29 protein-coding genes are annotated in these 24846 nt (G+C 39.9%); 18 read left to right on the top strand and 11 right to left on the bottom strand.

Annotation, left to right across the window (positions count from 1 at the left end):
• Nucleotides 1-170: 170 nt before the first annotated feature.
• On the top strand, nt 171-1616 hold the full coding sequence (locus tag AB4513_RS00160; RefSeq protein ID WP_102257415.1) for a hypothetical protein: 1446 nt from the start codon (nt 171-173) through the stop codon (nt 1614-1616).
• 237 nt (nt 1617-1853) lie between these two features.
• Here AB4513_RS00160 and AB4513_RS00155 read toward each other — a convergent pair whose 3' ends face one another.
• Entirely contained in the window at nt 1854-2165 is a 312-nt protein-coding gene (locus AB4513_RS00155; protein WP_102257414.1) for a hypothetical protein, read from the bottom strand.
• 57 nt (nt 2166-2222) lie between these two features.
• Nucleotides 2223-2720 carry a hypothetical protein gene (locus tag AB4513_RS00150; RefSeq protein ID WP_102257413.1) on the bottom strand — a complete coding sequence of 166 codons (498 nt, stop codon included), beginning with the start codon at nt 2718-2720 and terminating at the stop codon, nt 2223-2225.
• Nucleotides 2721-2976: 256 nt separating this feature from the next.
• On the opposite strand from AB4513_RS00150, the gene AB4513_RS00145 reads away from it, so the two are divergent.
• The 14 genes from AB4513_RS00145 (at nt 2977) to AB4513_RS00080 (ending at nt 11821) form a co-directional block, all read left to right on the top strand.
• Nucleotides 2977-3741 (top strand): EAL domain-containing protein, encoded by a 765-nt coding sequence (locus AB4513_RS00145; RefSeq protein ID WP_102257412.1) that lies wholly within the window; start codon nt 2977-2979, stop codon nt 3739-3741.
• Between the two features lie 255 nt (nt 3742-3996).
• Entirely contained in the window at nt 3997-4446 is a 450-nt protein-coding gene (locus tag AB4513_RS00140; RefSeq protein WP_102257411.1) for a hypothetical protein, read from the top strand.
• A 26-nt stretch (nt 4447-4472) separates the two neighbouring features.
• Complete coding sequence (locus AB4513_RS00135) at nt 4473-5081, top strand: hypothetical protein (protein WP_102257410.1); 609 nt, start codon at nt 4473-4475, stop codon at nt 5079-5081.
• Nucleotides 5082-5132: 51 nt separating this feature from the next.
• On the top strand, nt 5133-5435 hold the full coding sequence (locus AB4513_RS00130; protein WP_102257409.1) for a hypothetical protein: 303 nt from the start codon (nt 5133-5135) through the stop codon (nt 5433-5435).
• 57 nt (nt 5436-5492) lie between these two features.
• Nucleotides 5493-6104 carry a hypothetical protein gene (locus tag AB4513_RS00125; RefSeq protein WP_102257408.1) on the top strand — a complete coding sequence of 204 codons (612 nt, stop codon included), beginning with the start codon at nt 5493-5495 and terminating at the stop codon, nt 6102-6104.
• A 56-nt stretch (nt 6105-6160) separates the two neighbouring features.
• Nucleotides 6161-6433, top strand: a complete 273-nt coding sequence (locus AB4513_RS00120; RefSeq protein ID WP_133151955.1) for a hypothetical protein — start codon at nt 6161-6163, stop codon at nt 6431-6433.
• 167 nt (nt 6434-6600) lie between these two features.
• On the top strand, nt 6601-7068 hold the full coding sequence (locus AB4513_RS00115) for a hypothetical protein (protein WP_133151954.1): 468 nt from the start codon (nt 6601-6603) through the stop codon (nt 7066-7068).
• 11 nt (nt 7069-7079) lie between these two features.
• Entirely contained in the window at nt 7080-7592 is a 513-nt protein-coding gene (locus tag AB4513_RS00110; protein ID WP_240798309.1) for a DUF262 domain-containing protein, read from the top strand.
• Between the two features lie 32 nt (nt 7593-7624).
• Nucleotides 7625-7792: a hypothetical protein gene (locus AB4513_RS00105; protein ID WP_157936390.1), complete on the top strand. Its 168-nt coding sequence runs from the start codon at nt 7625-7627 to the stop codon at nt 7790-7792.
• A gap of 10 nt (nt 7793-7802) precedes the next feature.
• Nucleotides 7803-8060, top strand: a complete 258-nt coding sequence (locus AB4513_RS00100; protein WP_102257405.1) for a hypothetical protein — start codon at nt 7803-7805, stop codon at nt 8058-8060.
• A 15-nt stretch (nt 8061-8075) separates the two neighbouring features.
• Nucleotides 8076-8285 (top strand): hypothetical protein, encoded by a 210-nt coding sequence (locus AB4513_RS00095; RefSeq protein ID WP_102257404.1) that lies wholly within the window; start codon nt 8076-8078, stop codon nt 8283-8285.
• Nucleotides 8286-8366: 81 nt separating this feature from the next.
• Nucleotides 8367-8681, top strand: a complete 315-nt coding sequence (locus tag AB4513_RS00090; RefSeq protein WP_102257403.1) for a hypothetical protein — start codon at nt 8367-8369, stop codon at nt 8679-8681.
• Nucleotides 8682-9021: 340 nt separating this feature from the next.
• Nucleotides 9022-9645, top strand: coding sequence for a hypothetical protein (locus AB4513_RS00085; protein ID WP_102257402.1), 624 nt, complete (start codon nt 9022-9024; stop codon nt 9643-9645).
• Between the two features lie 19 nt (nt 9646-9664).
• Nucleotides 9665-11821, top strand: a complete 2157-nt coding sequence (locus AB4513_RS00080; RefSeq protein ID WP_102257401.1) for a hypothetical protein — start codon at nt 9665-9667, stop codon at nt 11819-11821.
• A 117-nt stretch (nt 11822-11938) separates the two neighbouring features.
• On the opposite strand, the gene AB4513_RS00075 is transcribed toward AB4513_RS00080, so the two are convergent.
• The 5 genes from AB4513_RS00075 to AB4513_RS00055 form a co-directional block, all read right to left on the bottom strand.
• On the bottom strand, nt 11939-12184 hold the full coding sequence (locus AB4513_RS00075; RefSeq protein WP_102257400.1) for a hypothetical protein: 246 nt from the start codon (nt 12182-12184) through the stop codon (nt 11939-11941).
• Nucleotides 12185-12195: 11 nt separating this feature from the next.
• Nucleotides 12196-12522: a hypothetical protein gene (locus AB4513_RS00070; RefSeq protein WP_102257399.1), complete on the bottom strand. Its 327-nt coding sequence runs from the start codon at nt 12520-12522 to the stop codon at nt 12196-12198.
• A gap of 105 nt (nt 12523-12627) precedes the next feature.
• Nucleotides 12628-12921, bottom strand: coding sequence for a hypothetical protein (locus tag AB4513_RS00065; RefSeq protein ID WP_102257398.1), 294 nt, complete (start codon nt 12919-12921; stop codon nt 12628-12630).
• A 185-nt stretch (nt 12922-13106) separates the two neighbouring features.
• Nucleotides 13107-14513 (bottom strand): N-6 DNA methylase, encoded by a 1407-nt coding sequence (locus tag AB4513_RS00060; RefSeq protein ID WP_102257397.1) that lies wholly within the window; start codon nt 14511-14513, stop codon nt 13107-13109.
• A 54-nt stretch (nt 14514-14567) separates the two neighbouring features.
• A complete protein-coding gene (locus tag AB4513_RS00055) occupies nt 14568-15299 on the bottom strand; it encodes an HNH endonuclease family protein (RefSeq protein WP_157936389.1) in 732 nt (243 codons plus the stop codon).
• 442 nt (nt 15300-15741) lie between these two features.
• Here AB4513_RS00055 and tnpA point away from each other — a divergent pair, with 442 nt between their 5' ends.
• From tnpA to AB4513_RS00040, 3 genes are read left to right on the top strand one after another with little or no spacing between them, the layout of a single operon-like run.
• On the top strand, nt 15742-16059 hold the full coding sequence (tnpA, locus tag AB4513_RS00050) for an IS66 family insertion sequence element accessory protein TnpA (protein ID WP_102257395.1): 318 nt from the start codon (nt 15742-15744) through the stop codon (nt 16057-16059).
• A complete protein-coding gene (gene tnpB / locus AB4513_RS00045; protein WP_011154649.1) occupies nt 16056-16409 on the top strand; it encodes an IS66 family insertion sequence element accessory protein TnpB in 354 nt (117 codons plus the stop codon). The genes tnpA and tnpB overlap by 4 nt, the downstream gene beginning before the upstream one ends.
• A 59-nt stretch (nt 16410-16468) precedes the next feature.
• Nucleotides 16469-18010 (top strand): IS66-like element ISVa5 family transposase, encoded by a 1542-nt coding sequence (locus AB4513_RS00040; protein ID WP_136975326.1) that lies wholly within the window; start codon nt 16469-16471, stop codon nt 18008-18010.
• A 163-nt stretch (nt 18011-18173) separates the two neighbouring features.
• Here AB4513_RS00040 and AB4513_RS00035 read toward each other — a convergent pair whose 3' ends face one another.
• From AB4513_RS00035 to AB4513_RS00020, 4 genes are all read right to left on the bottom strand, one after another.
• Entirely contained in the window at nt 18174-19283 is a 1110-nt protein-coding gene (locus AB4513_RS00035; protein WP_102258364.1) for a hypothetical protein, read from the bottom strand.
• A gap of 1235 nt (nt 19284-20518) precedes the next feature.
• The gene (locus AB4513_RS00030) at nt 20519-22216 is read right to left on the bottom strand and encodes a CHC2 zinc finger domain-containing protein (protein ID WP_102258365.1); all 1698 of its coding nucleotides are present in this window, start codon (nt 22214-22216) and stop codon (nt 20519-20521) included.
• 11 nt (nt 22217-22227) lie between these two features.
• Nucleotides 22228-23397, bottom strand: coding sequence for a hypothetical protein (locus tag AB4513_RS00025; protein WP_102258366.1), 1170 nt, complete (start codon nt 23395-23397; stop codon nt 22228-22230).
• Between the two features lie 39 nt (nt 23398-23436).
• Nucleotides 23437-24846: LPD7 domain-containing protein (locus AB4513_RS00020; RefSeq protein WP_372084964.1), on the bottom strand; the 1410-nt coding region annotated here is incomplete at its 5' end.

Here is a 24846-nt window from a genome sequence, read left to right as displayed (position 1 = left end):
GAGAATTTTCTAACAAAATGGTCGATTACTGTGAATATCGACATTAGGTTCCAAATTAAAGCTGAATTATATTAATGAAATCATTTGACGCGTTTTTATTAATGCCCTATATTTAAGTTGTCAGCAGGTAACTGCTACAAACATCTGAATTATTGTAAAAGGGTAAGGTAATGAACGATTTCAAAAATAAGTTTAAAACAGCTACTGCTCAACGAACTTTTACGCCGCGTCTAAATCGCGCTGTTCGTGTCTCTTCTTATGATCTAACGGGGGATAGTTACGAGTCGCACTTTGTGATCGGAAAAGATCTAATCACTAAACAAGAAGTAAAGATTTCCCTCACTCCACAATCTACAGCAACGGCAAGTGGTCACTCACGTTTAGAACTTGCTCAAATTGCCGATCCAACTTCAGGAAAAGTTCATGTTGCTGTGGGTGGGATATTGATTTTTGAAAACTGCCGTATGAAATCAGGAAATCATTACATTTCGGATTGGTCTAACGCTGTTCAGCATCATCCAGAGAAAATCCATGAAACCATTTCAATGGGTTATTCAACGGTAGTGCTACAGCCATCACGATTAGATCCGCGTAATGCAAATAAGCCCATGTACAATACGGCTTTTGTTCGACGAGCTGAAACTAACAAAGCAATGGCATTCTCTTGCAGTTCTACAAAGGAACTTTTCCGATTCATCCAAGAGACACTGACTTTAAATGAAGGAGAGGGTGGAAAACGTCCTGAAGCGATTATTCGATATGTTGATAGAACGGAGGGTGAGGTAGATGTAGGTTCTGTCATTATTACAGCTCCTACAGAAAAAGTTGAACAGGAAAATCAACTAACGGCCAATCGCGTATGTGATGCTGCTAAAACAATGCGATATCTATTTGCCGAACGTAATGATGATACGCACAGTTCTGTGACGGCATTGCAGCTCATCTTCGAACATATGGCTGAAAACCCGACATTACCTATTGAGCAATTTATGGTTGAAGTCATACCGGTTGTTCGTCGTAATTTTGGATCTGAGAAGCGTAAATCATTCTTCGAACTGGTAGATGACGAGCGCTCAGGTGGCACCGTTAAGAGAAATGCACGTTCAGCAAAAGGGAAAACCGTTTTTAGTCGATACCACATCCCAAGGACTAATGGTGAATATGGCTATGATAAAGTTTGGCTTCCTTCGTTTAGTTCTGAACTATGTGCTTTTGACACGGTAATGAATCAAGGAGTTGAATCCCGCCAACCTAAAGATTATCGCTTTATCCGTGATATTTTCACAACTGATGTTTTCCCCAAGGGTTTTGAAACGGACTACCTACCGACCAAAAACTATTCAGATAATTCGTTTATGGTAGAACGTTACAAAGCATCCACTAATGCTGCGCAAGAAAAACCTACTAACAATCAGAGAAATGGGGCGAATCAACACTCTGTTCAACAGCAGCAAGTGGAAACGGTTTCGCAAGCTCCAAATCAACAGCAGACACAATCAACTCACGTATCGCAATATGTAGCTGAACCTGCACTAATAGGCGACACCACCAATGAAGTTTCTGAAGATGAATTATTCGGTGAGTTAACGGAAATGCTTAATCGTGACGCGGCATAAGAAGTAGAGAAGGAGCTAAGAGAGTAGGATCTCTTCGCTCCTTATTTTAATTATTGATGTGAGAATCAAAAATGAATATAGATATTAATACATACTTTGAGGGTTTAAAACACTTGCTCGAAAATTCCCCGAAAAACCAATGGCATAATATTTGTCAACATTTAGGGTTGAGGTTTCATGTGAAGTAAAAAAATAGCCACTCAAGGAGTGGCTATTTTTTATGACGGCATAAACTCTTCAAGAATAGAAGTAGTTGAGAGCTTGCTCTAGGATTTCTCTTTCTTCCTTGTGATTGAGGTCAACCGTATTAATCAGTTTCTTTGATTTATCAGTCGCCGCGTTCATGTAGCGAGTGGTGGAAACAAACTTAAAAGCGGTTACAAAAAAAACGCTGTCAGTGTTGCAGATTAACCCTTGGATCTCTCTTTGTTCATCAAATAATTGAATGCCAGCTTTGATTTCACGGAAGTAACCAACACAATCTGAATTAAAAAAATGAGCAGTTCGAGCAAATTTCAACCCGTTAACAGTAAAGAAACTCTTTCTCATCGTATTTATCCTTTTGATAACCTGGGCCATACAACCCAGGCTTGTTCTAATTAGAAATTACTGTTCGATACCGCAGTGTATTAGGATCTCTTTTAACTTATCAGGAGACTCCATTGTAAATGATCGGTTTATACCACCGCTGCACCTCATATCAATAGTTCCACCAACAACCTTCACTGTCGTAGCAAGGGCTAGGATAAGTTCTAAATTCGACATACTTCTTGGGCTAACATCCAAATCACTAAAGACTTTATCTAGTTTTTTGTCACAGATTTCGGCTTGTCTCAAAGCTCCTTTAATTTTGCTAAATTGATACATTTGGATATTGCTAGAGTTAGATATAGAGAAAGAATGGTATTTAAGTTCGTACTGAATTGAAGCAACCGTTTCACCAAAAGTGGCTTTAATCAGATCTCCAGAATTATTCCAATCAGAGAAGCCCTTTAGCTGGTGTTCAGAGTAGGTTGTTTCTGATTGATGTGGGATACGCTGAAACTTAGTTACTTGTTGAAGAATAACACTGTCATTGTATATGCGGAGAATGAATTGATTCATAGGAGTCTACCTTTAATTAAAATCGTCTTAACTGCTGTTAATATTACATTTATAATGAAATCGTTGCAAACGATTTTATTGAAAGTTCAGTTTACACTGGTGATAGTAAATCAGTAAAATAGAAAATCATTAGTTTAAATAATCATCAGAATGTTGTAAGTTAAGCGGAAGACACATCTATACGATTTTTTGTACGGTTAGCGGCAAGAGCAGTTAGGACATCAAAAAATTTATAGTCTGAAATTAAAGGAACTTCATGACTTTAAGTGCTTCTGCAGTCGCAGCCAATTTCGAAAACTTTCAGCCTTATGTGCAACCCATCATCAATGTTGCTACAGGTGAAATTCAATCATACGAGGTTTTGACTCGATGCGCTGATGTTGTCGATGTTGAAAAGTTTTTCCGTGAACTATCTCCGATGCGCGGAGCAAAGCTTTCTATCTTAATGCTTACTCAAACTATGAGCGCCTTTCAACAGCGACCAATCCCACTTCAGTTCAACTTATCAGCAAGGCAACTCTTACACCCAGACACAATAAAACTAATCCAGACAACACTAGAAGGCAGTTCATATCCGCAGGGGTATCTCACTTGTGAGCTGGTGGAATATGATGGAGAGTCAAACGATAACTTATGCTCTGTTATGAACTCAATGGGTAGCTTAGGGTTAAAGTTCTCATTAGATGACTTTGGGACTGGTATTAATGCCTATGAGAGATTGTTAGAGTTACCAATTTCACAAGTTAAGGTTGGCCGCTTTATAGCTAACAGTATTTGCCACTGCAAAAAGAACCAGCTTATTGCTAAACATCTCGTCGATCTTTCTGTTCTATGCGGCCATTCGGACATTGTATTTGAGGGTGTCGAAACAATTGAGCAAGCCAATATTATCAGGAGGTTGGAATCAACAAATAAACTCTTGTTACAAGGATACGTTTTAAAAAAACCACACCCACTATCCTGTGTCGACCTCAATAATACACAGCAGTTCGCAAGCGAAAAACTATCACTATCAGCATAAACTAAAGCCAACTAGAGCTCCCTTATCACTCTAGTTGGCTTTCCATATATGTTCACCACTACGCCTCAATAATCTCTTTACACCCATACGTTTAAAAATTATTAATCTTTTTGGAATTCTAGGTTTTTACAAAGAAAACGCCTTAATTTATCATTTATTAATAAAATCGTGTTGACGCGATATTATTATAAATGTATATTTTTATTCAACGGAGCACGAAGCGCTCATTTCTGAATGTAACTGGAGGTTATTCTTATGTGCAAAAACAATACACATGCCTTTACTTTGATAAACGAAGCGATTGCAAAGGGTGAATCACCTGTTGATATCGCTCGCAGTCATAACGCTTCAATCCTTGAAGCTATTGGTGCAGATAGTTACTACGAATTACCAGAAAGGGTGCTTCAGAACCGTTTGAAGCGTGGAAAGATGATTATCTCTATCGATGGCATAGAAAAGCAATGTACGAGTTGTTTGGAATACTGGCCACTGACGCGTGAATTCTTTCATGCTAATAACTCTAATACGGATAATTGTCATGGTACTTGTATCTCTTGTGAAATCATTAGATCGACAAAAGAGCGTTACAAAAATCAGGCAAAACTAGGGAAGGCACCGTCGGAAGAAGATCTAAAAAAAGCGAAAGAACGAAAGGCAGTAAGACAAGAAGATATCAGATATGTCACCAATCAAGTCTTTCATTAATCTGAATTAGTGAGTAAGGGGTACTTATGTCAACTGTAACACCTATCGAATCTGCCACATCTAAAGCTTTATCTGTAGAAGTGGGCTCTATCAATAATTCTGATGTTGAACTGAGAAAAACGTTTTCAGATAAACACTTGGGGTTGATTTTAGCGTCACTAACTCAGGGCGATTTAGCAAGTAATCGTAGTAATGATTGGGTTCAATCTCTAAAGGATGACGATTTTTTACTGATGGACGGGATTATCAGGCTTTTTGGTGAAGCTGCTACGAGTGCTGCTATTGTTAATCATTTTGGTACCGTCGAGAAGTGGGTAGTGCGCTTAGCAGTCGCTGGTCATTATTACTGGTGCGATGCAACTGGTATTTATTCCGATGAGTTCAGAGTAACTTCAAATTCCTCTCGACTAAAAGTTTTTGAACTATATGGGGAAGAATCCAAATTAGATGTGGAGTTATCTACCCAGTTTACAGAAGTCACTACTTCTTTTTTAGATGACGTAGAGGGGCTACTTGAGGGTACCTATGCTGATATCGATATGGAAATTGTAATCGATACTAGCGAATATGTTGTCGATCTTATAGCTCATGAGTGGGCGCATTCTCTGACTTCCCAATCGGCTAAAGCCGCTTAATTACCTTGAAATGTCGCGATTTAGCGGCGTCTACTTTTTATAGGCATGTTCATGTTAAAGATTACTTTATCACTTGACGCGAAATTTCATATCGGTCAATTGGTGCAAACTATCGGTTTTTTTGATTGGTTCAGTGAGGAGCGTCATGGTTCCGAGTTAGCTGCTTGTATCCTGAAGCATACCACTGGCGATTATGGAGACTCTTGTAAGTTAGGTGTGCAACTCAACGAAGCTTCAATTTTGGATGGAAGCGATAGCGTCTTGAGCTTTTATGAAATTAGTGGGCAGAGTATTAGAATTCAAACGAATTTACAGCAAGGAGTTACAACTCTATTGCTTGCGGGTGAAGATTAACTATGCAATCGCCACAAGAGCAATATCACTGGTGGCTTACAGATTTATGGTGTGATTATGCAAGATGCTGATCTACGAACAGTAATTATGAATGGCCAATTCACTACACGAATTGGAAGTTTTAAAATTGGCAATATACTTGCTACCAAAAAGTTTAGATCTTGGTATACGGAAGAATGTATTGCAGAGATTGAAGAGTTTTTGGAAATGCATGTAAGAGGTTACTGCGGAGATATATCAGAATTCCCTAATCATTCTGATAGCAGTAATTTCTATAACGCTTTATACAATTCAGGGCTCGTTATCAGCAGCTTTACTGTGGATAATAAAGGGATAGTGATTTGTACGGATCTTGATACATGCCTAACTACCCTGATGCTTTCACAAGAGCCAAGACATTTATTAGGCTACCAACAATCAAAAAAAAGCTATCTTGTTGTTGGTGACCGTTTGTTAGGTTACGTCGACTATGATCTTTTCGATGGAACTCAGGTTTTATATTCTGCGGATTGTAGTTATTGTGACACTGAAAAAAAAACGTCTTTAGTCGAGCCAAAACTCTGTGAGGTATCACGCGATGTGGTTTGGGATAGCAAAGAATTACAGGCTATTGGTTTGAAAGTGAGTAATGTTGGTGAGTTTCACATAGTGAAAAGTACATTTATGTGAGACTAGCATCTTGTGTGCTATATTCTTTCAAAATTCAGGTTAAATTAACGGTAATTATGAACGTAGCTAAAGTCTATCTCGAAATGACGAATGCACAAGGTTTAAGTAAGACGGTTGCCATTACTAAAGTGTGTGATGCTGTAGGTCTGAAATACAATTCCGGCTATGCAACGGCATGGTCTAAAGAGGCTGGTGGACGGCCTATTCCACCAGCGGTCGTCAAGAAAATGCAGGAACTCGTCGCTTTTTATGTAGCTCAAGATTTGGGTTTACTCATCACTGAGGAGCAGGCTTTACTGTTCGCGTCAAAGTTAGCACCAAACACTTAACAAGCAGATCATGTTAATAAATAGCGACCGATGGTCGCTTTTTTTAGTTAGCATAGGCTATCAGATAATTAAAATGCACATGTGCATTATTTTAACTTGAAATAACGCATATACGCGTTACAATAGCTTTGTGAACTTACTATAAATAAAGTTAAGTAGAAGGAATAATGATGCTAGTTGAGATTAAGTGCATTACTAAATGTGGCAGTTATCACGTTTGGGAAACAGAGGTCTTGGGGCGCAAAGTTGAAGTATGGCAAAAGCAAACTAAAAAGCCTCAACTAATGGACTTAGCTCTTAGCTTCGCCTTTGATGATTGCAACTTGAGTGTTGATGAATTTATTAACCCGGTAATAAATGGGGGGGTTGGTGAGCTGATTATCATACCTTCAATTCCTTTATGCATAACAATAAACTTTTGTAAGCGTAAGTTGAGTGCAAGTCTCACTGGTTTAATTGGTTCGGCTCACCGTGATTTACAGGCTTATGCACTTATTGAGAGATATGGAAAACCGCGTATTGAGCGTGTAATTAGAAAATTATCTGAACGCTCTGAACAACGCTCCAAAACGACTCGATTAGAGCGTGATTTAATATCTGTTCTTTGCCATTCACTTGAAGCTGAAGCTTTATAAGGGAGAAATACGTGAATAATCGAATCCCACAACCAATTATCAAGTTTAGTGAATCAGGAGTCATGATTTCTGACTTAGTAGACAAACGCCACGGCTATTCTGAAAAAGATTACCCGTGGGCGCGAAAAATGTTAGGTAAATTTCCCATTCCAGACTGGCAACGGGATTCCGTTTGGACTTTAGCGCAAAAGGTGTCATTCGTAGAATCTTGCTATCTAGGTTATGACATAGGTTCTATTGTTGTGAACGGTTATCTTGATTTGGACAACAACACATTGGCTAAATACTCGGACTGTCTAATTGATGGTCAGCAAAGAGTTGAAGCGCTACTGGATTACACTAACGATAATTTCAAAGTCTTTGGATTTTTTTACAGTGAATTAGATCGAAGAGAACAATCTCGCTTTTTGTATCGAGAATTAGGCAAGCGAACAACAGACTGCTTTGATGAGCGTAAGCTTAAGACTGTTTACAACCACTTAAATTTCGCAGGGACAGATCATTTGGAAAGCGAACGAGCTTAACTAATAACCTAGAAATAAGGAATTTATAAGAAATGAAAATAGTAAAAGTGTCTGACGGCCTGATCTTTATACCCCACTCAGCACCACAAATATTTGCTCTGTGGTTGCTTTCCTTTTTTGCTAAAGGGTATGAAAAAACTTACAACGAAGAGGCTTATCCAGTAGGTCGCCGCTTCAAAGTCGATTTTAGTAATATATAAGGGAAAAATCATGTTTAGACAATTTTTAGCAAACTGGCTACTGACAACAACGGAACAAACCGTGGCGAAGGGTGTTACTGGCGTATTGGAATTGCATCTTAACCAATACAATATTCGCTCAAAAACTCGCGCCAAGGAAATGAAAGTCCCTCAGTTTGTTTATGATGAATACCTTGCTGAATCAAATCGACTAGGTGTGAAGCAAACATGGTCATTTGCAGGTGTGCAGATTGGTGTTTCTGCAAGTGATCGCTTCGAGTTCATCTAAGGGGAAAGGTTGGACATGGAAACCGAAAAATTAAACACGATTAAAGGGTTCGTAGATAACTTAAATATCGTTGTTGATAAACATCCGAATGTCGAAACACAATTTTGGAAAGGAAAGCATGGTGATATTTTAGCGATTGTTGATGTATTTAAAACATCATCGCAGTGTCATATTACAGCGTCTGGTGTGCGTTGCTTGGCTGCCGCTAGTCAGCAATCAGCATAACGGCGCTCACCACGGCTGCGTCAATGATAGAAGACTATGTATCTAGTGGTGTTAATTATGACGACATTGGGTTGACTGATTATGGAAACGACAATAGAGAAACTCAATCAACTACTGCTGCAATCCCATGCCGTGATTGATAAAACAACTGAAGGAGGGATTTCGGTGGGTGTGGTTCAGTATGTTCCTGAGATAAATGCGGCGGTCGGTTACTTGCAGAATAACCGTAACATGAAAATCGTAATTTCAGTTAAACCGCAGAGCCCTACAGTGCATTTAGTGATTGGTCACAAGAGTGGGGAAGAAATTATTGTAGAGAAAGAATACCCTTCGCTCGAAAGCGTAACGGAAACGGTACTCACAGACCTTTGTGCGACTCATCTAATGAACAGCTAGGGGGGGGGGATTAAGAGTAAGTGTGAACTGAAAACAATCAGGCGCTATATTAAAGGCTAGGTGATAACCTAGCCTTTTTGCCATTTTTAATATGTAAACATCTTTCGAACCAGTAGTTAATTCAATGCGGTGTGCTTATGGCCAAATTGGTATATTTCTTCGATTTATAAGCAGATTCCATTTTCCTGTCCACCAATTTCTAACACGGCACTAAGTTACCGTTTATCGGCGAGGTGGTGTTCGTCAGTCGTAATAAACGCAAATAGGCATTAATTTTTGATGTATTATAACGCATATGCGCGTTATAATTATGTTCTATTCATCAGTTAAAGGAAATAAAATGGCTTATTTCAACGAAAATGGTGAAGTGATTTTCGGTCGAGCTCCTAAAAAGGAAGCCACCAGCCGCAAGAAGGCACCTACACGCTCTTGTAGTGTATTTGAAGAGGCAGAGATTAAGAAAGTAAAAGTCGAGCTGGAGGCTTCTGACGGCGTATTTATTTACAATTCTGAGGGTGAGAATTTTGCATCTCGTCGTCATATAGGCGCTGATTTACGAGTTCGCCGCTTAAGAGGTGAGGGTTATCACGTCACACCTATCTTTGGGACTTCTTTAGAACATGACTGTTTTCACCAGGAGTCGTTTGTGGCTCACGTTACGGTTCGTGAACCTACGGAGTTAGAGGATAAAAGTAGTTTGACCCAATCAAAGCTCGATGACATGGACAGAATGTATCAATTTGCGATTAAGGAAATATGTCAGCGAAATAGCATCAAATCGCTTATTGATGAAGAAATGCTTACTGATTTTGGTTACACGTTGGGTGGGGTGTTCTCACATATCATTAAATATCACTCGGAACTTCACAAGAAGAATAAGAATGCTTTACCCGAACTCCTTTGTGGTTTCGTTGGCTTATCTGATCCGAATTTTGCCGAGTACATGATAGAAAACTGCCTTTAATATATATGGAAGCCTAGAAATGAACAGAACGATTAAGCCGACAGTTATCATTGCGTGCTCAGCAGATAAGTTACGTAGCGGAAAACCAATGGAGATGTACAACGGAAGGTTGTTTAAAGACATTCGTTGTCATCTTGGGTCTGCAGATGTAAGTGATCACATTAACTTAATTGTAATGAGCGCCGAACATGGCTTCCTTTCCGCTAACACTTCGGTTTCAAAATACGACACCCAAATGGGAGTGGATGTTACTCCTGCTGAATGGGTTAAAAAACATACTCGTAATTGCGCAATGAGTTTAGGTATTTCAACTATCCATGAAGAGGATAGAGCTGGTGGTTTGTTTGTATTTTTACCAAGTGCATACCAACAAGCGTTTGAAATGATGCTAAAAAAGTCGATATTCAAAGGAGTGGTGAAAGATTTCAAGCAATTTTACATGTGTAAGGATTTTAGGGGGATCGGCGTGATGCGCTCTCGATTAATTAAACTCCTGAAACATAAAGCGAGTCCTGTCGCTGAATTAATGCATTTTCGGTCAGGAATATCAGCTGTCGGGGAGTTTGAAGGGGCTGTTCAGGCAGGTCAATTCAGGGGGATGTCTCTTGCGAACGTTAACTTAAAGTCTGCAGAGGATAAACCTGAGTGCGATTGGCTTATGAATCGAATGAAACTCGACTTATTTGCAGATAAACCTTTCTTTTTTGACAACGGCATCATCAATGCGATTAAAAAAGGCCAAGACATCGATGCTGGTGCAGTACTGAGGGAGGTTGAACAAATTTCCAAGACTTTTGCCCCGGGTTCCGGTCATAACTTCTATTTCGTCTTACCTGATGATCCTTTCAATCAGATCGCTGCCGTTGATGTGTTACGTGAAAACAGAGACATTATTCAAAGGCTCTCGAAATCCGTTTCGCTAATCATGCCTATTCATAAAATCACTACTGGAAATTTACAGCAGCACGCGCTCGACATGTTGGAAGCTATAGATTTTGCACCAGTAATTTTGGGTATACCGACTCGATGTGATGCGAAGCTTCCAAATGGAAAGTCCGTTAACTTAAGAATGGATATTAAGGACATTGAAACGTTGTTTGAGCTAAAAGATACTCAGAATCAACCAGTATTTACTCGCGTCCATTTTTTGGGTATGTCTGAAGCTAGTAAGGGTGGTTTTATACGCACAAACAATGGCTGTTATCAAGAGCGTGTCGCTATTGCCAATTTGCATCAAAAGGAATTTAGTAGCGACGTTTGCGTAATGCAGAGCTTTTTCGGGGCCAATAAATCAGCTCGCGCGGGTAGTGTTCATGTTCGATCTTTAGATGCTGAGCTGAGTAAGTTTGCTATAGAAAATAGCGCACTAATCGACTATTTACGTACTACTGGATCGACAAAGGTGCTTTATTCCATTCTTGACTCTTTAGAATGTACGCTTAACCCTATAATCATAGATAAGCACATAAGCTATTGGAACGAAATCACAGACCCTCGATACCACGTTAAAGGTTCTACTGGATTTACAGTGCCGTATAACGAACTTCTCCAAACCGTGCATAAGCATATTGATATAGATAAGTACCTTGTAGCAGATTACCTAATTCAACTTTATAAGGAAGAACTGGTCACTGTGTATGAGTTACCTAGTTATGATGAACTGAGAGCTTTAGCATTGGTAAAAGTTTTTTCCGATGAATCCAATTATTACACTTCCAATTCGCCCCATCTATTTTCTGAGATTGTAGAGGTGGAGGATTTTAGGGGAATGCAGTGTTCGAAGGTACCTAGAAATCGGAATGCGGTTACCATTTCAACTGAGGAGGAAGTAGTACTTGAAGTTGAGGAGGCCTCTACAATAGATACGCTGGATATTTTGACCTTTTTAAAGTCTGCAATAAATGATCATGTAACTATCCAGCCTGAAGCTATACAAGTGGAATCTTTTGTAGAACCAGAGCTTAAGGTGACTTTTATTGGTGACATTATTTATGAATTGAAAGCTGCAGTTATTGGCGCTGGTATTTTTACGGATACTAATAGTGATACGGCGGTGTTTGGATGTGAACCTGACGAGGGAGCAGGAATAATCGAGCAGCTTCAATCAGCAGTGCTAATTCGGGGTCCTTTGACTGAACTGGTGACGGCGTTCGAGAAGGAAGAGGTCCTTACTTAAAAACGTTAATTGTCGAGGCGTTAACAGCTGCCTGTTCCTGTGTAGGGGGGGGCTTCGCGGCTTTGGTGTTTACGATAAAATTCTAAAACCCTACCTTTCAACTCTCTTCAAGTTAGTCTACTCAGACAATGCATCTCTAGTGTCCCTAATGATCTGTTTCACCCCGTCCTCTGTAAGAGGGTAATTGTCATTAATAATACCCGCAACCAAAATAATGCCATTAAGGTCACTGCCGGCCATTGATAGGTTAGGGCAGCTACACCAGTCGGGATAGTTCTGCAACAAACGCTCCGATGGAATGGAAATAGATATGTCTTGCTTTAAAAGGACAAGAATGGATTTTAGGTCTAAATTATCTAACATGATGTTTACCTTTAAGGCTTGATGGTTTTTAGGGTGTCAATAATGGCAATCCCTTCGTTATTTATGCAGTTTGATTTAACCAGTGTTTCTAGTACTTTTTCAAGCTTATTAATTGTTACTTTAGACTCTTTTAACTTGCGGTCCATATCGTCAGCATTTTTCTTTAAGTCATGAACCCACGAAACTTTGGATAAGGTTATTTCAAACTCTTCATTTGTTGGCTGGTGGTTAAAGGTTCCGCCGCAATAATTCAGTCCAAACTTTGTTAATTCTTCAGCAATTCCACTGAGCTGGATATCAACGTTAAACTCAATGCTGGTTGTCTTAGGATTTGTCATAGTAATTACTCTAATTTTTAGGTTACTTCAACGGAGTTAATGTTAGCGTTATCATTTGCTTATAAATACATCAAGCCAATGGAGGCTATGAGTCGTAAGAACTTTCTAAGCGGCGGTAGAGAATGCCATGTCTAAATAACTCAACATATTGTCCAGTTCGTCTAGTTGAAAAAAAGCATCTTGATAAGTGACGAAGCCAAAGGTTTTTTTATCCGAACAGAAATCTCGGTACATGCTCGCGATGTCTTGGAGCTCACTTGAATCGTTACTCTCGATAGTCCAGGCAACGACTCGTTTTGATGGTGTGTGTACTGCCCCTGCTTGTAATGCGCGAGAAAAACTCTTGTATTGCGAGCTATCAAAGTGAACAAGTTGAACAGTTGCTGAGAAGTGACTCATAATAAAACCTCGTTTACACTATATACTGTAATTTTAGCATGTAGTTCATGAATTAGCCACTTCTCATACTCTAATTTGGAAGTCTTTGCTAATTTGGAAGTCTTTACTATTTGGATTGACGCCTAACACCTAATAATACCTATAAAAAACCACCCGAAAGAGTGGTTAGTTTTATCCTTTGTCAGCTAAATCGAGTTAACACTCATTGCTAAATCAATATTATCTTGGTGAGGGTTTATATTAATTAATTCTGCTGGCTTGCATCGTCCACTTTCAAAAACTGGCACTGAAGCTGTAAGCAATACTGGTTTCGTTGCTTCTAGGTATCGATTATCCAAACCGCTGGTGGTAAGAAGTGTTTCGTCACACAACGTCTTCTGGACGCAGTGAGCGTAGGTTTTTTTTAATTCGCTGAGTAGCTTGTCTATATTCCCCTTTGTAATGTCGTCTTCCCTTAATGCTTTAGTTCTACTATCCCATCCCAAGTCTTCAATTACTGCCATCATGACACTATCAACGGCCACGTTTTTTGAAATGGTCAGTATTGATGTTTTGACGCTTGTTTCTGAGTGTAAAAATGTCGTACTAGGAAGTGACATGTTTGATAGGAGGTTTATAGGTGAATCGTTATGAGCCCCATCGATTAGGCCCTGGCGAAATGCTTTTGATTTGCTATTCGCTAAAATCCCGTCAGGAATAACAAGAGAACAAATACCCAGTGGCTTCAGTAGTCTAATGGACATTTCTGTGATTGCTATATCTAGAGGGACCGTTGAGTTGTATTTTAATTTAGATAGCTTCTTTCCATCGACGTCTTTAAAGGTAGGGCTATCGATCTTAAGGCCGCCGTTAGCGTATAGATACTCTAAAGGTTTATTGTAGAAGCACGGCAGAGTCATTCCTGCAGGGTAATTGTTTGACGATACTTTGTGGAATGGAGGGTTACCGATGACGCAATGAATTTGACCCTCATACATAGGAAGTAACTTTAATGCATCGCCATTGTGAATTGTTAGGTCAGTAAGTGGCACTCCGACTAACTGTTGCAGCATGAAGTTCATGCTAACTGCGTCGGTGCTAGAGCGGTTCAAATCGTTAACTATAAAATCCATTCTAGGCAGTAATTCAGGACATTTATGGTAAGCGGCCTTGATGAATCTCATTAGTATCGCCCCAGTACCACAGCTCGGTTCTAAGATCTTCAATCGCTCATCTTTTTGTAATTTCTTCGATAGGCACATAAGGCTATCAACTGCTACATTGCACATGATATCTGAGTGAAGGGCGGGGGTGAAAAACTCAGACCCATAACTACGACCACGTTTCGAACCTTCTTGGTTGATGTTCGCAAAGTGGTCGTCCCCAATTTTGGTGTTAGATTCAAGTTCCTCCCAGAGAGATCTCCAAATAACAAGATTTTCAGGAAGGGTGAGTTCGTCGCCGTCGTACTTCAAGTATGACATTAAGTTGTCAGTTATGTCCCAAACGCTTTGGTACATTAGACCTTGCTTGCTAAAACCTAGCTTCCTCATAGCATCAGAAGTTGCATTCGAAAATTGTAATGCCGGGTTTCTTTCAATTTGGTAATTCATGGTCTAGTTCCCCACTGAGATATTGTTGATGTATCGACGGCTTTGATATGTTGATTAGCCTTTACACTTAGCTTTCATCTTGTTCATCGTTCTTAGCTGGTGGCTCTTGTATGTGAGCTTGTATTTCTTCATCACTCTGTCAAAGTGATAAATGTAAGCGCACCGATATTTTAAATTTGGTGGAAGCCATTCTGTTGGAGGGGAAGCCGACTTGCTTTGGTTTAAAGAAGACTGAACAGGGAGTAAGTTACTGGCATCATTCGCAAACAATTCCTTTTCCTCTTTTGAGAAGCGCCAAGCTCCAGCGTAATGAGCAAAAGCCAGAGGTACGACATGATCTATTTGTAGGTCGCTACTTTTGTAAAAGGTCTTTCCGCTATATGGGTCATTCCATCTCCCTCTTTGGACGTAATTACCATTAGAACTGTACTTAACAATGCTCAATGACATATCTTCCAATATCTCATGTCGAGTGTTCATGCCATCATGATCAAAATCAGACCAGTGAGCATAATCAGATCTAACGTACTTAGGGATACCATTTACAGAAGTAGGTGATTGATTCGCCTTCTTATTGCCGTTGGATTTGGTAGGTCGACCACCAGCTGCAATACATTTCTCTAAGCTGGAATAAATCGTGAAGCTTTTGGTCTTTTCAAACCAGGCGCTGTTTTCATCATGGCATATGCCTGAGTTTGAAAGCTTGACCACATCTGAAGCGCCGACACAAAGTGACGTGAACAGCAATACGGTTGGTAATGTTAAACCGAAAATAATATTTTTCATAGACTCCCTCAATAAAACTAAATAATACGGTTTTATTATAGCTGTTACTCGGTAATTTTCCAATTTATACATAGTATTATTTTTTAGTTATTATGTCCCCTTCTATTGATATTAACTTCCAAATTGACTATCATTTCTTTTGTAGAGTTATCATCGTTAGCTTTACAAAGTAAACGGAATATTAGAAACGGCGACTTTATCAAAAAAGTCGCCGTTTTTTTTGCTTTAAATTACCATTAATCAACAGCTTACAGGAAAATTCTGCAGACTTTGAGCTAACCCCAAGTCGACGGCAGCCCAATACCTACCTGGCTTCGTTCTTCTATTCCCGGCAACGACACCCCCATAAATGCTTAAAAATCGTAAGCGCGCCATAAACCCCGCATTCTAATCTTTCAGCGCGAAGAATAAGATCAACTCTCCAACCCAAAGGAGAGTTGAAATGGCAAAACGACGCACCAACCTAGAATGGCAATCACTGTTTGAACAATATGAAAGCAGCAGTGTTACCCAACGCGCTTTTTGCGAAGAGCATGGACTGAGTTTATCCACGTTCTTCGCCAAGCGGCGTCAACTCCAAACAGTAAACCAATCGGAATCTGTCGGATTTGTTAAAGCCGAAATCGTCGAAAATACAACCAAGTATCAGGCCCAGATAGCTACGGCTAACATGACACTTCTCATCAATGATGTGGAGCTGAGCATTCCTCAAGGTACGCCAGCGACCTATCTTGCTGAACTCATTGGAGCGTTGTCATGAAAGGTATGCTCAGCGCTCCAGACATTTACCTTTATCGTGAAAGCGTCGATTTTAGAAAGTCCATCAACGGTCTTGCAGCGATTATCGAAAATGATACGGACTTACCTCTTGGCAGCGGTGCGCTGTTCCTGTTTACCAATAAACAGCGCGATAAGATTAAGGTACTGTACTGGGATAAAACAGGCTTCGCCCTCTGGTATAAACGCCTTGAAAAAGCCAAGTATAAGTGGCCTTCAAAAGAGAAAAATCAGGTGTTTACCCTCACTCAATTTGAGCTTGATAGACTGCTTTCTGGCTTCACAATTATCGGCCATGAACCCGTAAAAATAAACGATTTTACAATGAGCTAATCGAGAATAAAGCCTTATATACCAAGCGTTAACGGCACGATTTTAGTATAATCAATGCCATGGAAAAGACGCCAAATATCAACCCAGAAAGCCAAGATATTGCCGAGCTACAAGCGATGGTGAAAGCCCTGATGCTCTCGCAAGAGCAGAAGGAATCGCAATGGCAACAAGAGCGCCAATCGCTGCTTGAACAACTCAAACTCGCCTTCGACCGCCAGTTCGCTAAACGCTCGGAGGCGTTAAAGCCTTACGATGAATCACAAGGTGACCTCTTCAACGAAGCGGAATGTGAAGCCGTTAAGGAAGAAGAAGTTGAGGTGACAACCACGATCATAACGAAAAAGCGTGGTAAACGTAAACCTCTGCCTAAGACCTTACCTCGTGAGGTTATCGAACTCGATTTAGACGACCATGAAAAGCAGTGTTCTTGTTGTAATCATGGCCTGCATAAAATCGGTGAAGACCGCAGCGAGAAGCTAGAGTTCACGCCTGCGGTACTCAAGGTGTTGGAATATGTTCGCCCTAAGTACGCTTGCCGCCAGTGCGAGAAAACAGGCGACAGCAGCCATATCGTTCAGAAGCCATCCCCTCAGAGTCTCATCCCTAAAAGCTTCGCCACAGAAAGCTTGCTGGCCAACATCATTCTTGGCAAATACCAGTATGCGATGCCACTTTATCGCCAAGAATCGCTGTTTACCCAGTCGGGTATCGAGTTATCACGCACCACCATGGCAAGGTGGGTTATCCAAGTCAGCGAGAAGTTCGCCCCGCAGTATGCCGCCTTGAAGAAGTACCTACTTCAGCAAGTGGTGGTTCAGGCGGATGAAACGCCGCTCAATGTGCTCAAGGAAGAGAAGAAGTGTTATATGTGGCTCTACTGCTCGGGCGCTGACTCGCCCGAAGCCGCACTGCCTAATGTGAAAAATATCGCCTTGTACGACTATCAAAACAGTCGCGCGAGGGCGTGCCCTATTGCCTTTTTAGGTGACTACAACGGTTATCTACAAACCGATGGCTACGCTGCTTATGATGGACTTCATCAAGTCACCAATGTGGGGTGCTTAGCGCATGCTCGTCGCAAGTTCATGGACGCGAAGAAGCTTCAAGGGAAAGGTAAGTCGGGCAAGGCCGATAAAGCGCTGGCTAAAATCCAAAAACTCTACGGGATAGAATCGCGCTTAAAAGGTGCGCCTGCCGAAGAGCGAAAAGCAGAGCGTCAAGCACTTGCCAAGCCGATACTGGATGAGCTTTACCAATGGATGACAACCCAGAAGGTGATAGGCTCTAGCCCACTGGGCAAAGCGATAAAATACACGCTCGGGCAGTGGTCAAAGCTCACTCGTTATATCGACGATGGCCACTTATCTATCGATAATAATCGCGCTGAACGCGCAATGAAACCGCTGGTTATTGGCAGGAAGAACTGGCTATTCTCTAACACACCAAACGGTGCTGATGCGAGCGCGATGCTTTACAGCATCATCGAGACCGCGAAAGCCAACGGTCTTATCCTCTATGACTACCTAGTCAAGTGCATGAAAGAGTTGGCGAAAGCAGAGCCTGATATCGACGCACTCCTACCTTGGAACTTCAAACACTGACAAGTCGGCCCGTGGGTTCATGGGGCGGATACTAAAAATCTTTTCCTTTCTTACAAATAAAAAAACAGCCAAATGAGAGGCTGTTTTTATGTTTGCACTATGTATATGCAAAGGTATGAGAATTTAGATGTTTACTCTCTACTTTAAAGGGTACCTAATTTGACTAACAAGGTAGACCTGAAAACAACTCATCATCAAGTAAGTCCAATTTATCACTCTTATCTAGACTATCTGCAGTAAGTGATTCGAACTCTACCTCTGTTGTATAAGAGGGTTGAGAGTGTTCAATAATTTCACCGGATAAGGAGTGAGCTTCAAAGGTAAGGGTATTCTTCAATTCGTCACCCATCATTCGCTCAAGCATATTCATTAAACCTGCTTCTGGGGCTACCTCGGTAAATGTATTTAAAGTCCTTAAAGCATTCGTTATAAGTTCCTCAGATGCAGAGCGTTGTTCATCCGACAGCTTACTTAACCTAGTAGCTCGTAGTTGAGTAACGATGGCTGCTAACTTCTTAGCTTCCGTTGCTCTCTGATTTCTATATTTTTTATCTGACGCAGTATTTCGCTTTACGTTCATGGCATTAAATTCAGATGTCTTATCAAAGTCGGACATAAAGGCTGTTTCGTTTGCATCGGCAGATTGATTACGACGTAATGAGTCGGTTTCCACATATATACGCGTCTGCATCAAGTCGACATGGCTTCGACAAGACCAGTAGTATTCTAAACCCGCATTTTTACAGCTTCTTAGAACTCTCAAAAACTCAACGCTATATTGACCATACTCACTGCGTGAAAGACTCTCTACGGAGCGGTTATCTACTACGCAACGAATCAACTTAAAGGCTGTTGTCTCCAGTAAGTAACTATGGGATATCATTAGATCGCAAAGCTTTTTAACCAGAGCACCTTTCACCAGGGAGCGGCCACTCATGTAATTAAGGTGTTTGTTGTTATTAATCTCTGTAAACGTTAACCACTCCTGAATAGACATCGCCTCTTTATTGGCCTCGTATATATACCGGTATTCGTAATGACTTAAATGACCGCGAACGCTTAGCTTGCTGTTGAGTTCCATTGGATTTATAGAATAAATTGAATGTTCAAAAGTGGAGGTTTCAAGGACCTTCATTTCAGATTCCGTGAATGTGTTGATTTTATTTTCACGTTCCGATTTTGCCACCTCCTCATAAAGCATTTCCTTAGCCATGACAAAAGGCCCTACATATTCATAGCTCTCGTCAGCTAGTTGGTTTCGATAAAAATACATAAACACCCCCTAATTCTAATTTCTCTACGTCATCGTATCATTGTCACCAAAGTAAATACGTCGTTTATACATAACCATTTTGGTGAAAGATGTATTTTTACATGATTACATGATATGTGTTGCTATCTAGTCTTACTCATATCGGCTCAAAATCTATTGCTATTCAACATCTCCTCACCACGTCACCTTTCTATTTTGTCGACATCCATCTTTCGCAAGCTCGATCCATCCAATACAGATCTAGATAGCTATCTATTTGCGATCACTCGTTTCATCAAATCCAATTTGAACCTTGCCGTTCTCTTCATCCCAAACCATGTGTGCCTATGAAAGTTGCATTAACTTGTTGGATCAATAACATTACAGATCTACTTGATTACTCACTTTCTGTTGTCCAAATTACCGGTGAATATCAACCTATATTTATGAAGTTTTTCTCCCCCCCCTTTATTGCTATATGAATGTGGCCACAATTCACAGGTATGGCTGGGTTTGTGATGTATTGCTATCAAACGGTATTTAAAATTATGCGATTCACCTCCAGCGAAAGGTGAAATATTGACAGTTATTTGTTAAATCGAAAGTTTGAGTAATGCATTAATTCGCACGAAATGCCCATAAATGCCCCCAAATGACACAAGGTGGCACTAGGATGCAAGCAGGCCACCAATGCATCATGGCGCCAAGTGACACCAAGTGACACCAAGTGACACCATTTGACACCAGAAGGCGCAGTATGGAGCGCTTGGTCCTATAGTGGCACCTTGTATTGATAAGGGTAATTTGAATCTAAGTCGAAAAAATGACCGGAGCAGAGTTCATATCTAATTATAGTGGCATGCATTGTCTTGATATGACACAAGATGCCAGAGGGTTGATTGCCAAAATTCTGGATACTGGCCTGATATCAATCGATATGCGTCCAAACAAAAGAGCTTGCAAGAATACAGGCAGTATTTACCAAGTATGTAATTATACATCGTAAAATTATATGAAATGTATTTTTACATTCAAATGGTGGGGTTTATGTAAAAGTACATCGTGATAGCTTGGGTGGAATAGTGGTCTGTAACGATAGTAGAAGGCTGTGCGTTTGTTTATTTAAATTAGGCAGATTTAGAGGCACCGTTCTTGTCGGAAGAATAATGATTGATAATGCGGAATTGGGTTAGAAAATCGCAACCCAAGCGATATCCTATGTCACGCTTGGGTTTATGAAGTAGGGAGTGAATGTGTTATTTAGTTGGGTTGTTCTGTAATGCTTCTGGCGATAGGTTTTGTGAATGAGATATGTTTTCTATTGCGTGTACAAACAATAATGACTCTGCAAGTTGTAGTTTTACCGATTTGGTTTCAATTTCATAAAAAGGATCGTTCTCATTTCCTGTTAGAGTGGCTTTAATTTTTGCCATCATCATTTTTATATCTCTATCCATTGAGTCGAAGGTTTTGCCCGTATCAATAATGCTTGGAACTTTGTGAGTACTAACGTCAAAGGTATCTATTTCACTTATGCATTTTTTCATGGTGCTAGATCCAACACCACAAACTAGGCTATATATTTCATGCTTTGGTTTGGCTGTAATGTTTATCAGCTTGTTGATTATATCGATCGCCGTTGCCTGGGTCTTTTCGTTCTCACTGCACAACATCTTTTTAGCGAATAGGGCGCTCGATCGTATCGCAAAGTCATACTGGGTCCCTGTTAGCAAAGAGATAGTAGGTAAAGCCATTTTTACAACATCTCCTACAGGAAGTTTTTTGGAGTTTATAGTGTTGAATGCCGTTTTAGGGTTATTCATTACTAGCGAAGAGAATGCATTGTTATCTTGGTTATCTTTTAGCATAACAATATTAAGTTGTTTGTTGCTTCCTATGGTTTCAGTAAAGATAGCTAGCTTAGAAAGCAATCTTGGGTTGGCTATGAACTTTTGTGTGGTAACCCAAGTTAAGTTCTTAGTAGGTAGATTACTCATTTGGCGCAAATGCTGGTGGTTCAATTCTCCAGCTGCAGGTGCGGTGACATTCGTTACATTGGATGAAACTAACTCAATGTATTGGCTAGAGGATTCTGTAATATAAATTTCATCAACGTTTTCAAACATATCTACTTGAGATGGCGGTGGTATCAGTATGGAGTTATGGCTTTCTACGGCATCATTTGGGTAGGTGTCCATAAGATCAAGGTTTTCATCCAAAACTAAGAAGCCAGAACAGTGGAATTGCTTATCAGAACTGTTTTCAGAAACAATAATTGGTAATGAACTTGAGTTGTCTGGTTTGGAAATGGTCATTACCGGTAAATAGTTTGTGTTTGCATAAAATGTGAGCTTGCCATCTTTTAATGTCTTATTTTCTGTAGCAATTCTTTTTATGGTGCTTGAGTCATTAATGAGGTTTACTAATTCAGTTCCATTTCCCGAATCAGTCAGGTAATTGAGCGAGTTTAGACGAGAGCTCATTTCTACGAATGAGTTTGGTAATGATATTTCACTATGTTCGTTGTTTATACGGAAAGGGTTGTAATTGGTTAGTCTATTAAAAAGTTGGTTGGTAAGAGGCAAGCTGCTTACCTTTATGGCCGTACTCCTAGCCTTATCAATTTGCGCCATGTCCTTCATAAGTGCTTCTAGGTCATATCCAGAATATGAACATAGCTTTTCAATGGCCTTGTAAAAAGGTAATTGAAGGTGCTTTGTAAAGACATCAATTGCATCTCCACTTTCATTGCAACCGAAGCAGTGGAATGTACCACCGTCGTTATTAACAACGAGAGAGGGGGTCTTGTCATCATGGAAAGGGCAGCAGGCCTGATATTTATCGTCGGAATTTATTTTTTTTACTTTAGATAGTCCAATCTCTCTTTCTAAAATGTCGATAATATTAACTTTGCTCTTTATTTCATCAATAATGAATGAGGGTATGAAGGCCATAGTTCTCCTCCCTAAGAAATTAACTTTGGATTGTGAGGTTGTGAGTAATTCAGGCTGTGACTCAGCGGAGTTAGTGGGGTGGGTCTATTCGTTTTGAATAATTTGTTATTAGCTTTTGCTGCAGCCTGTTCATCAGGAGTAATTTTTACCTCTTTGAAGGCCTTTATTGAAGTAATAATGTCCTTTTTGAGTATTGTACAGGGTATCGCTTTCTGTTTCAGATTTTCGGATATGTAAGTAGTGAATGTTTCACTTCCCCATATAAGAACAGGTTCCATACCAGGCTTTTGTTTTGTTATATATTTTAACGAAAATGATTTAGCAAGCTCGATATGTTCATGATTAAATGTAATCTGGCCCGATTGAAATTGATTAATAGTTAGGCCGTTCGAGACTTTATGGATTCTTGTCCCATTATGATCCAAGGTTTGTTTTATGTATGACAGAAAAGGAATACAAGAGCGGAGTCCTTTATGGATCTCTTTCCTCTTAACTTTACTTGGAGAATTTGACAGTCGAATGGTTGCAAGCTGATCAGGACTAAAGCAGAAGCCATTATATTCTGATTGAAAAGTTGGTACGTAACCCCTTTCCTTAGATGGCATTAGCAATGATACCGGATCAACTTTACGGTTGCTAAGGCGCAGCATATCTATTTTATTACTGAGATCATCTACACTCGTTCTTAGAGCAATGTTGCATCTTAATTCGTGATTTAACTTGGACTGCATATAACGCAATTCATTATCATTAACGAGTTTTGACATGATGTTTTTATTACAAGTACTCAGCATTGCTACTTGAGATGAAATCGAGTAGCAACTTTGCTGAATATCTGAGGTCGTATTTATGATAGTAGGCACATTTAAGCTATCAATCGCACCATCAATCTTAGAGAGGTTAATGTCGATTAAATCATGAAGTTCAGTTGGTATGAGGTCCCCAAATGTATCGAGCTCTACTTTTATACTAACTAGCGACTGAATGTATAAAGTGACACTATTTCTGTCTTTCCAGTCAGCACGTAAGAGTATTTTCAAGCGCTGTGATGTAGTTTCAGAGAAAGAGTTGAACTCCCCTTTAATATAGTCGTCAGTGGTTTTGTTTTTACCTAGTTCAGCATTCAGTTTTTTTAGCTTTTTTATGGCTTCGGTAGGCGTGAGCTTTGACCATTGGTTCATTAAATTACCTTAAATCTTTCGTTTTTAATGCGAAGTAAATTACATGCTTATTTGAATGCGGCTGTTATTTCTAGGGGACTGTTCTTCCATTTCAGCTTCTTTATTGATGCCTTGACTAGAAGCTAGTGTGCCACTTAAGCCTTTATCGGTAATCGGTTTTACCACTTTAGGTGGGATATCTTCTTTAAGTGATTTAAGATCACGAGAGGTGACTTTCTCTGTAGGTTTCGTAAATTCTTGCGTATGAATGCGAGTATCTATCTCAATCACCTGAATGCCTTTTTTACTCGCTAACATTGAGACTTTTTCAATGTAATTTGCATTACCACTCACAGCAATGGTGTTCCATCCAAGTTGCTCTGCTAATTTAACCGCGTGCTTAGCGTTTGCTTTGCGGCTTGTGCCTGTAAACTTGAACATATCCCCGTAATCTTTGATGACACCATTGAATCTGAGATTATGTTCTGCGTGATCATCGTTGTACTTTATTCCTCTGTGCATGTCGGACATGAATATACTCTTCTTGATAGCCATAGTTCGCTCAACCCCTTTAAATACACTTTGGGCTATGGATATAGATTTTTTATTATTTCGAGAAAATTCAGGTTGTACCCAAGCAACAGTATCTAACGTATCGCTAGCTGCGTTTGGGTTGATAGGTAGCTCGTCATCAAATTCAATTTCTGAATGCACACTATTGGCGCTGATATCGGACTTTTCTTGTGGGTACTCAATGTTGGAACCAGCAGGTTGGTCATAGTTTTGATTATTGACATCGACAGTTTGGCTGGCAGATGTTTGTTTATTGCGAATTTCCTTAATTGTTTCAATGTTGGCATTGATAGATTTTGATAAATCTTTGATCTGATGGAAAGTTTCATGCTCATCAAGCGAAGCATCTTGGAGTTTCGTCAACGTTTTGGATACAACTGATTGTAGATTGTTTTGGTTCTTTATAAGGTCATCGGCCTTGCTATCTATAGTCTTGTTACGGATCATGGCTTCAAGAGGAGTGTTTAAACGAGACATGTTTTGAATCAGTTTATTTGCGTATGCTAAAGAAGATTCATTTTTTTGTGCTTGTTCTTCACTATCATCGTTAATGCTCGGCGGTTCTATGTTATCTAGATACTCTGATAGTGAGTCTGAAATTGCAGCCCCAATATTTACGAAGTTCAGGTCTTTAATTTTTAATAATCCGACTTTGTGGCTTTCTAGTTCAGATGAGTCTACATGCTCTATTAAGTCTTCAAGTTGAATCAAGGCAGAGTTTATTTTCGTTGAGCAAGCTAAGCTTTTTTCAACTTCCACGTCACTTGAATTAAGGTATATTTCGTTTTCATTCGCAACTTCTAATGTTAACTCGATGGCTGAATGCAATTTATCGCTATTGGAGATTTGATTAGCTTCGATTACTGATTCTTCAAGATCGGCCTCTTGTGATCCTTC

This window comes from Vibrio sp. 10N.222.54.E6, assembly GCF_041473955.1.
Lineage (GTDB): Bacteria > Pseudomonadota > Gammaproteobacteria > Enterobacterales > Vibrionaceae > Vibrio > Vibrio tasmaniensis_A.
This window is presented reverse-complemented; position numbering and strand designations above follow the sequence as displayed.

Bases quoted from the DNA above. Each gene is read 5' to 3' on its own strand.
- AB4513_RS00160 (WP_102257415.1), top strand. From the start codon at position 171: ATGAACGATTTCAAAAATAAGTTTAAAACAGCTACTGCTCAACGAACT.
- AB4513_RS00155 (WP_102257414.1), bottom strand. From the start codon at position 2,165: ATGAGAAAGAGTTTCTTTACTGTTAACGGGTTGAAATTTGCTCGAACT.
- AB4513_RS00150 (WP_102257413.1), bottom strand. From the start codon at position 2,720: ATGAATCAATTCATTCTCCGCATATACAATGACAGTGTTATTCTTCAA.
- AB4513_RS00145 (WP_102257412.1), top strand. From the start codon at position 2,977: ATGACTTTAAGTGCTTCTGCAGTCGCAGCCAATTTCGAAAACTTTCAG.
- AB4513_RS00140 (WP_102257411.1), top strand. From the start codon at position 3,997: ATGTGCAAAAACAATACACATGCCTTTACTTTGATAAACGAAGCGATT.
- AB4513_RS00135 (WP_102257410.1), top strand. From the start codon at position 4,473: ATGTCAACTGTAACACCTATCGAATCTGCCACATCTAAAGCTTTATCT.
- AB4513_RS00130 (WP_102257409.1), top strand. From the start codon at position 5,133: ATGTTAAAGATTACTTTATCACTTGACGCGAAATTTCATATCGGTCAA.
- AB4513_RS00125 (WP_102257408.1), top strand. From the start codon at position 5,493: ATGCAAGATGCTGATCTACGAACAGTAATTATGAATGGCCAATTCACT.
- AB4513_RS00120 (WP_133151955.1), top strand. From the start codon at position 6,161: ATGAACGTAGCTAAAGTCTATCTCGAAATGACGAATGCACAAGGTTTA.
- AB4513_RS00115 (WP_133151954.1), top strand. From the start codon at position 6,601: ATGATGCTAGTTGAGATTAAGTGCATTACTAAATGTGGCAGTTATCAC.
- AB4513_RS00105 (WP_157936390.1), top strand. From the start codon at position 7,625: ATGAAAATAGTAAAAGTGTCTGACGGCCTGATCTTTATACCCCACTCA.
- AB4513_RS00100 (WP_102257405.1), top strand. From the start codon at position 7,803: ATGTTTAGACAATTTTTAGCAAACTGGCTACTGACAACAACGGAACAA.
- AB4513_RS00095 (WP_102257404.1), top strand. From the start codon at position 8,076: ATGGAAACCGAAAAATTAAACACGATTAAAGGGTTCGTAGATAACTTA.
- AB4513_RS00090 (WP_102257403.1), top strand. From the start codon at position 8,367: ATGGAAACGACAATAGAGAAACTCAATCAACTACTGCTGCAATCCCAT.
- AB4513_RS00085 (WP_102257402.1), top strand. From the start codon at position 9,022: ATGGCTTATTTCAACGAAAATGGTGAAGTGATTTTCGGTCGAGCTCCT.
- AB4513_RS00080 (WP_102257401.1), top strand. From the start codon at position 9,665: ATGAACAGAACGATTAAGCCGACAGTTATCATTGCGTGCTCAGCAGAT.
- AB4513_RS00075 (WP_102257400.1), bottom strand. From the start codon at position 12,184: ATGTTAGATAATTTAGACCTAAAATCCATTCTTGTCCTTTTAAAGCAA.
- AB4513_RS00070 (WP_102257399.1), bottom strand. From the start codon at position 12,522: ATGACAAATCCTAAGACAACCAGCATTGAGTTTAACGTTGATATCCAG.
- AB4513_RS00065 (WP_102257398.1), bottom strand. From the start codon at position 12,921: ATGAGTCACTTCTCAGCAACTGTTCAACTTGTTCACTTTGATAGCTCG.
- AB4513_RS00060 (WP_102257397.1), bottom strand. From the start codon at position 14,513: ATGAATTACCAAATTGAAAGAAACCCGGCATTACAATTTTCGAATGCA.
- AB4513_RS00055 (WP_157936389.1), bottom strand. From the start codon at position 15,299: ATGAAAAATATTATTTTCGGTTTAACATTACCAACCGTATTGCTGTTC.
- tnpA (WP_102257395.1), top strand. From the start codon at position 15,742: ATGGCAAAACGACGCACCAACCTAGAATGGCAATCACTGTTTGAACAA.
- tnpB (WP_011154649.1), top strand. From the start codon at position 16,056: ATGAAAGGTATGCTCAGCGCTCCAGACATTTACCTTTATCGTGAAAGC.
- AB4513_RS00040 (WP_136975326.1), top strand. From the start codon at position 16,469: ATGGAAAAGACGCCAAATATCAACCCAGAAAGCCAAGATATTGCCGAG.
- AB4513_RS00035 (WP_102258364.1), bottom strand. From the start codon at position 19,283: ATGTATTTTTATCGAAACCAACTAGCTGACGAGAGCTATGAATATGTA.
- AB4513_RS00030 (WP_102258365.1), bottom strand. From the start codon at position 22,216: ATGGCCTTCATACCCTCATTCATTATTGATGAAATAAAGAGCAAAGTT.
- AB4513_RS00025 (WP_102258366.1), bottom strand. From the start codon at position 23,397: ATGAACCAATGGTCAAAGCTCACGCCTACCGAAGCCATAAAAAAGCTA.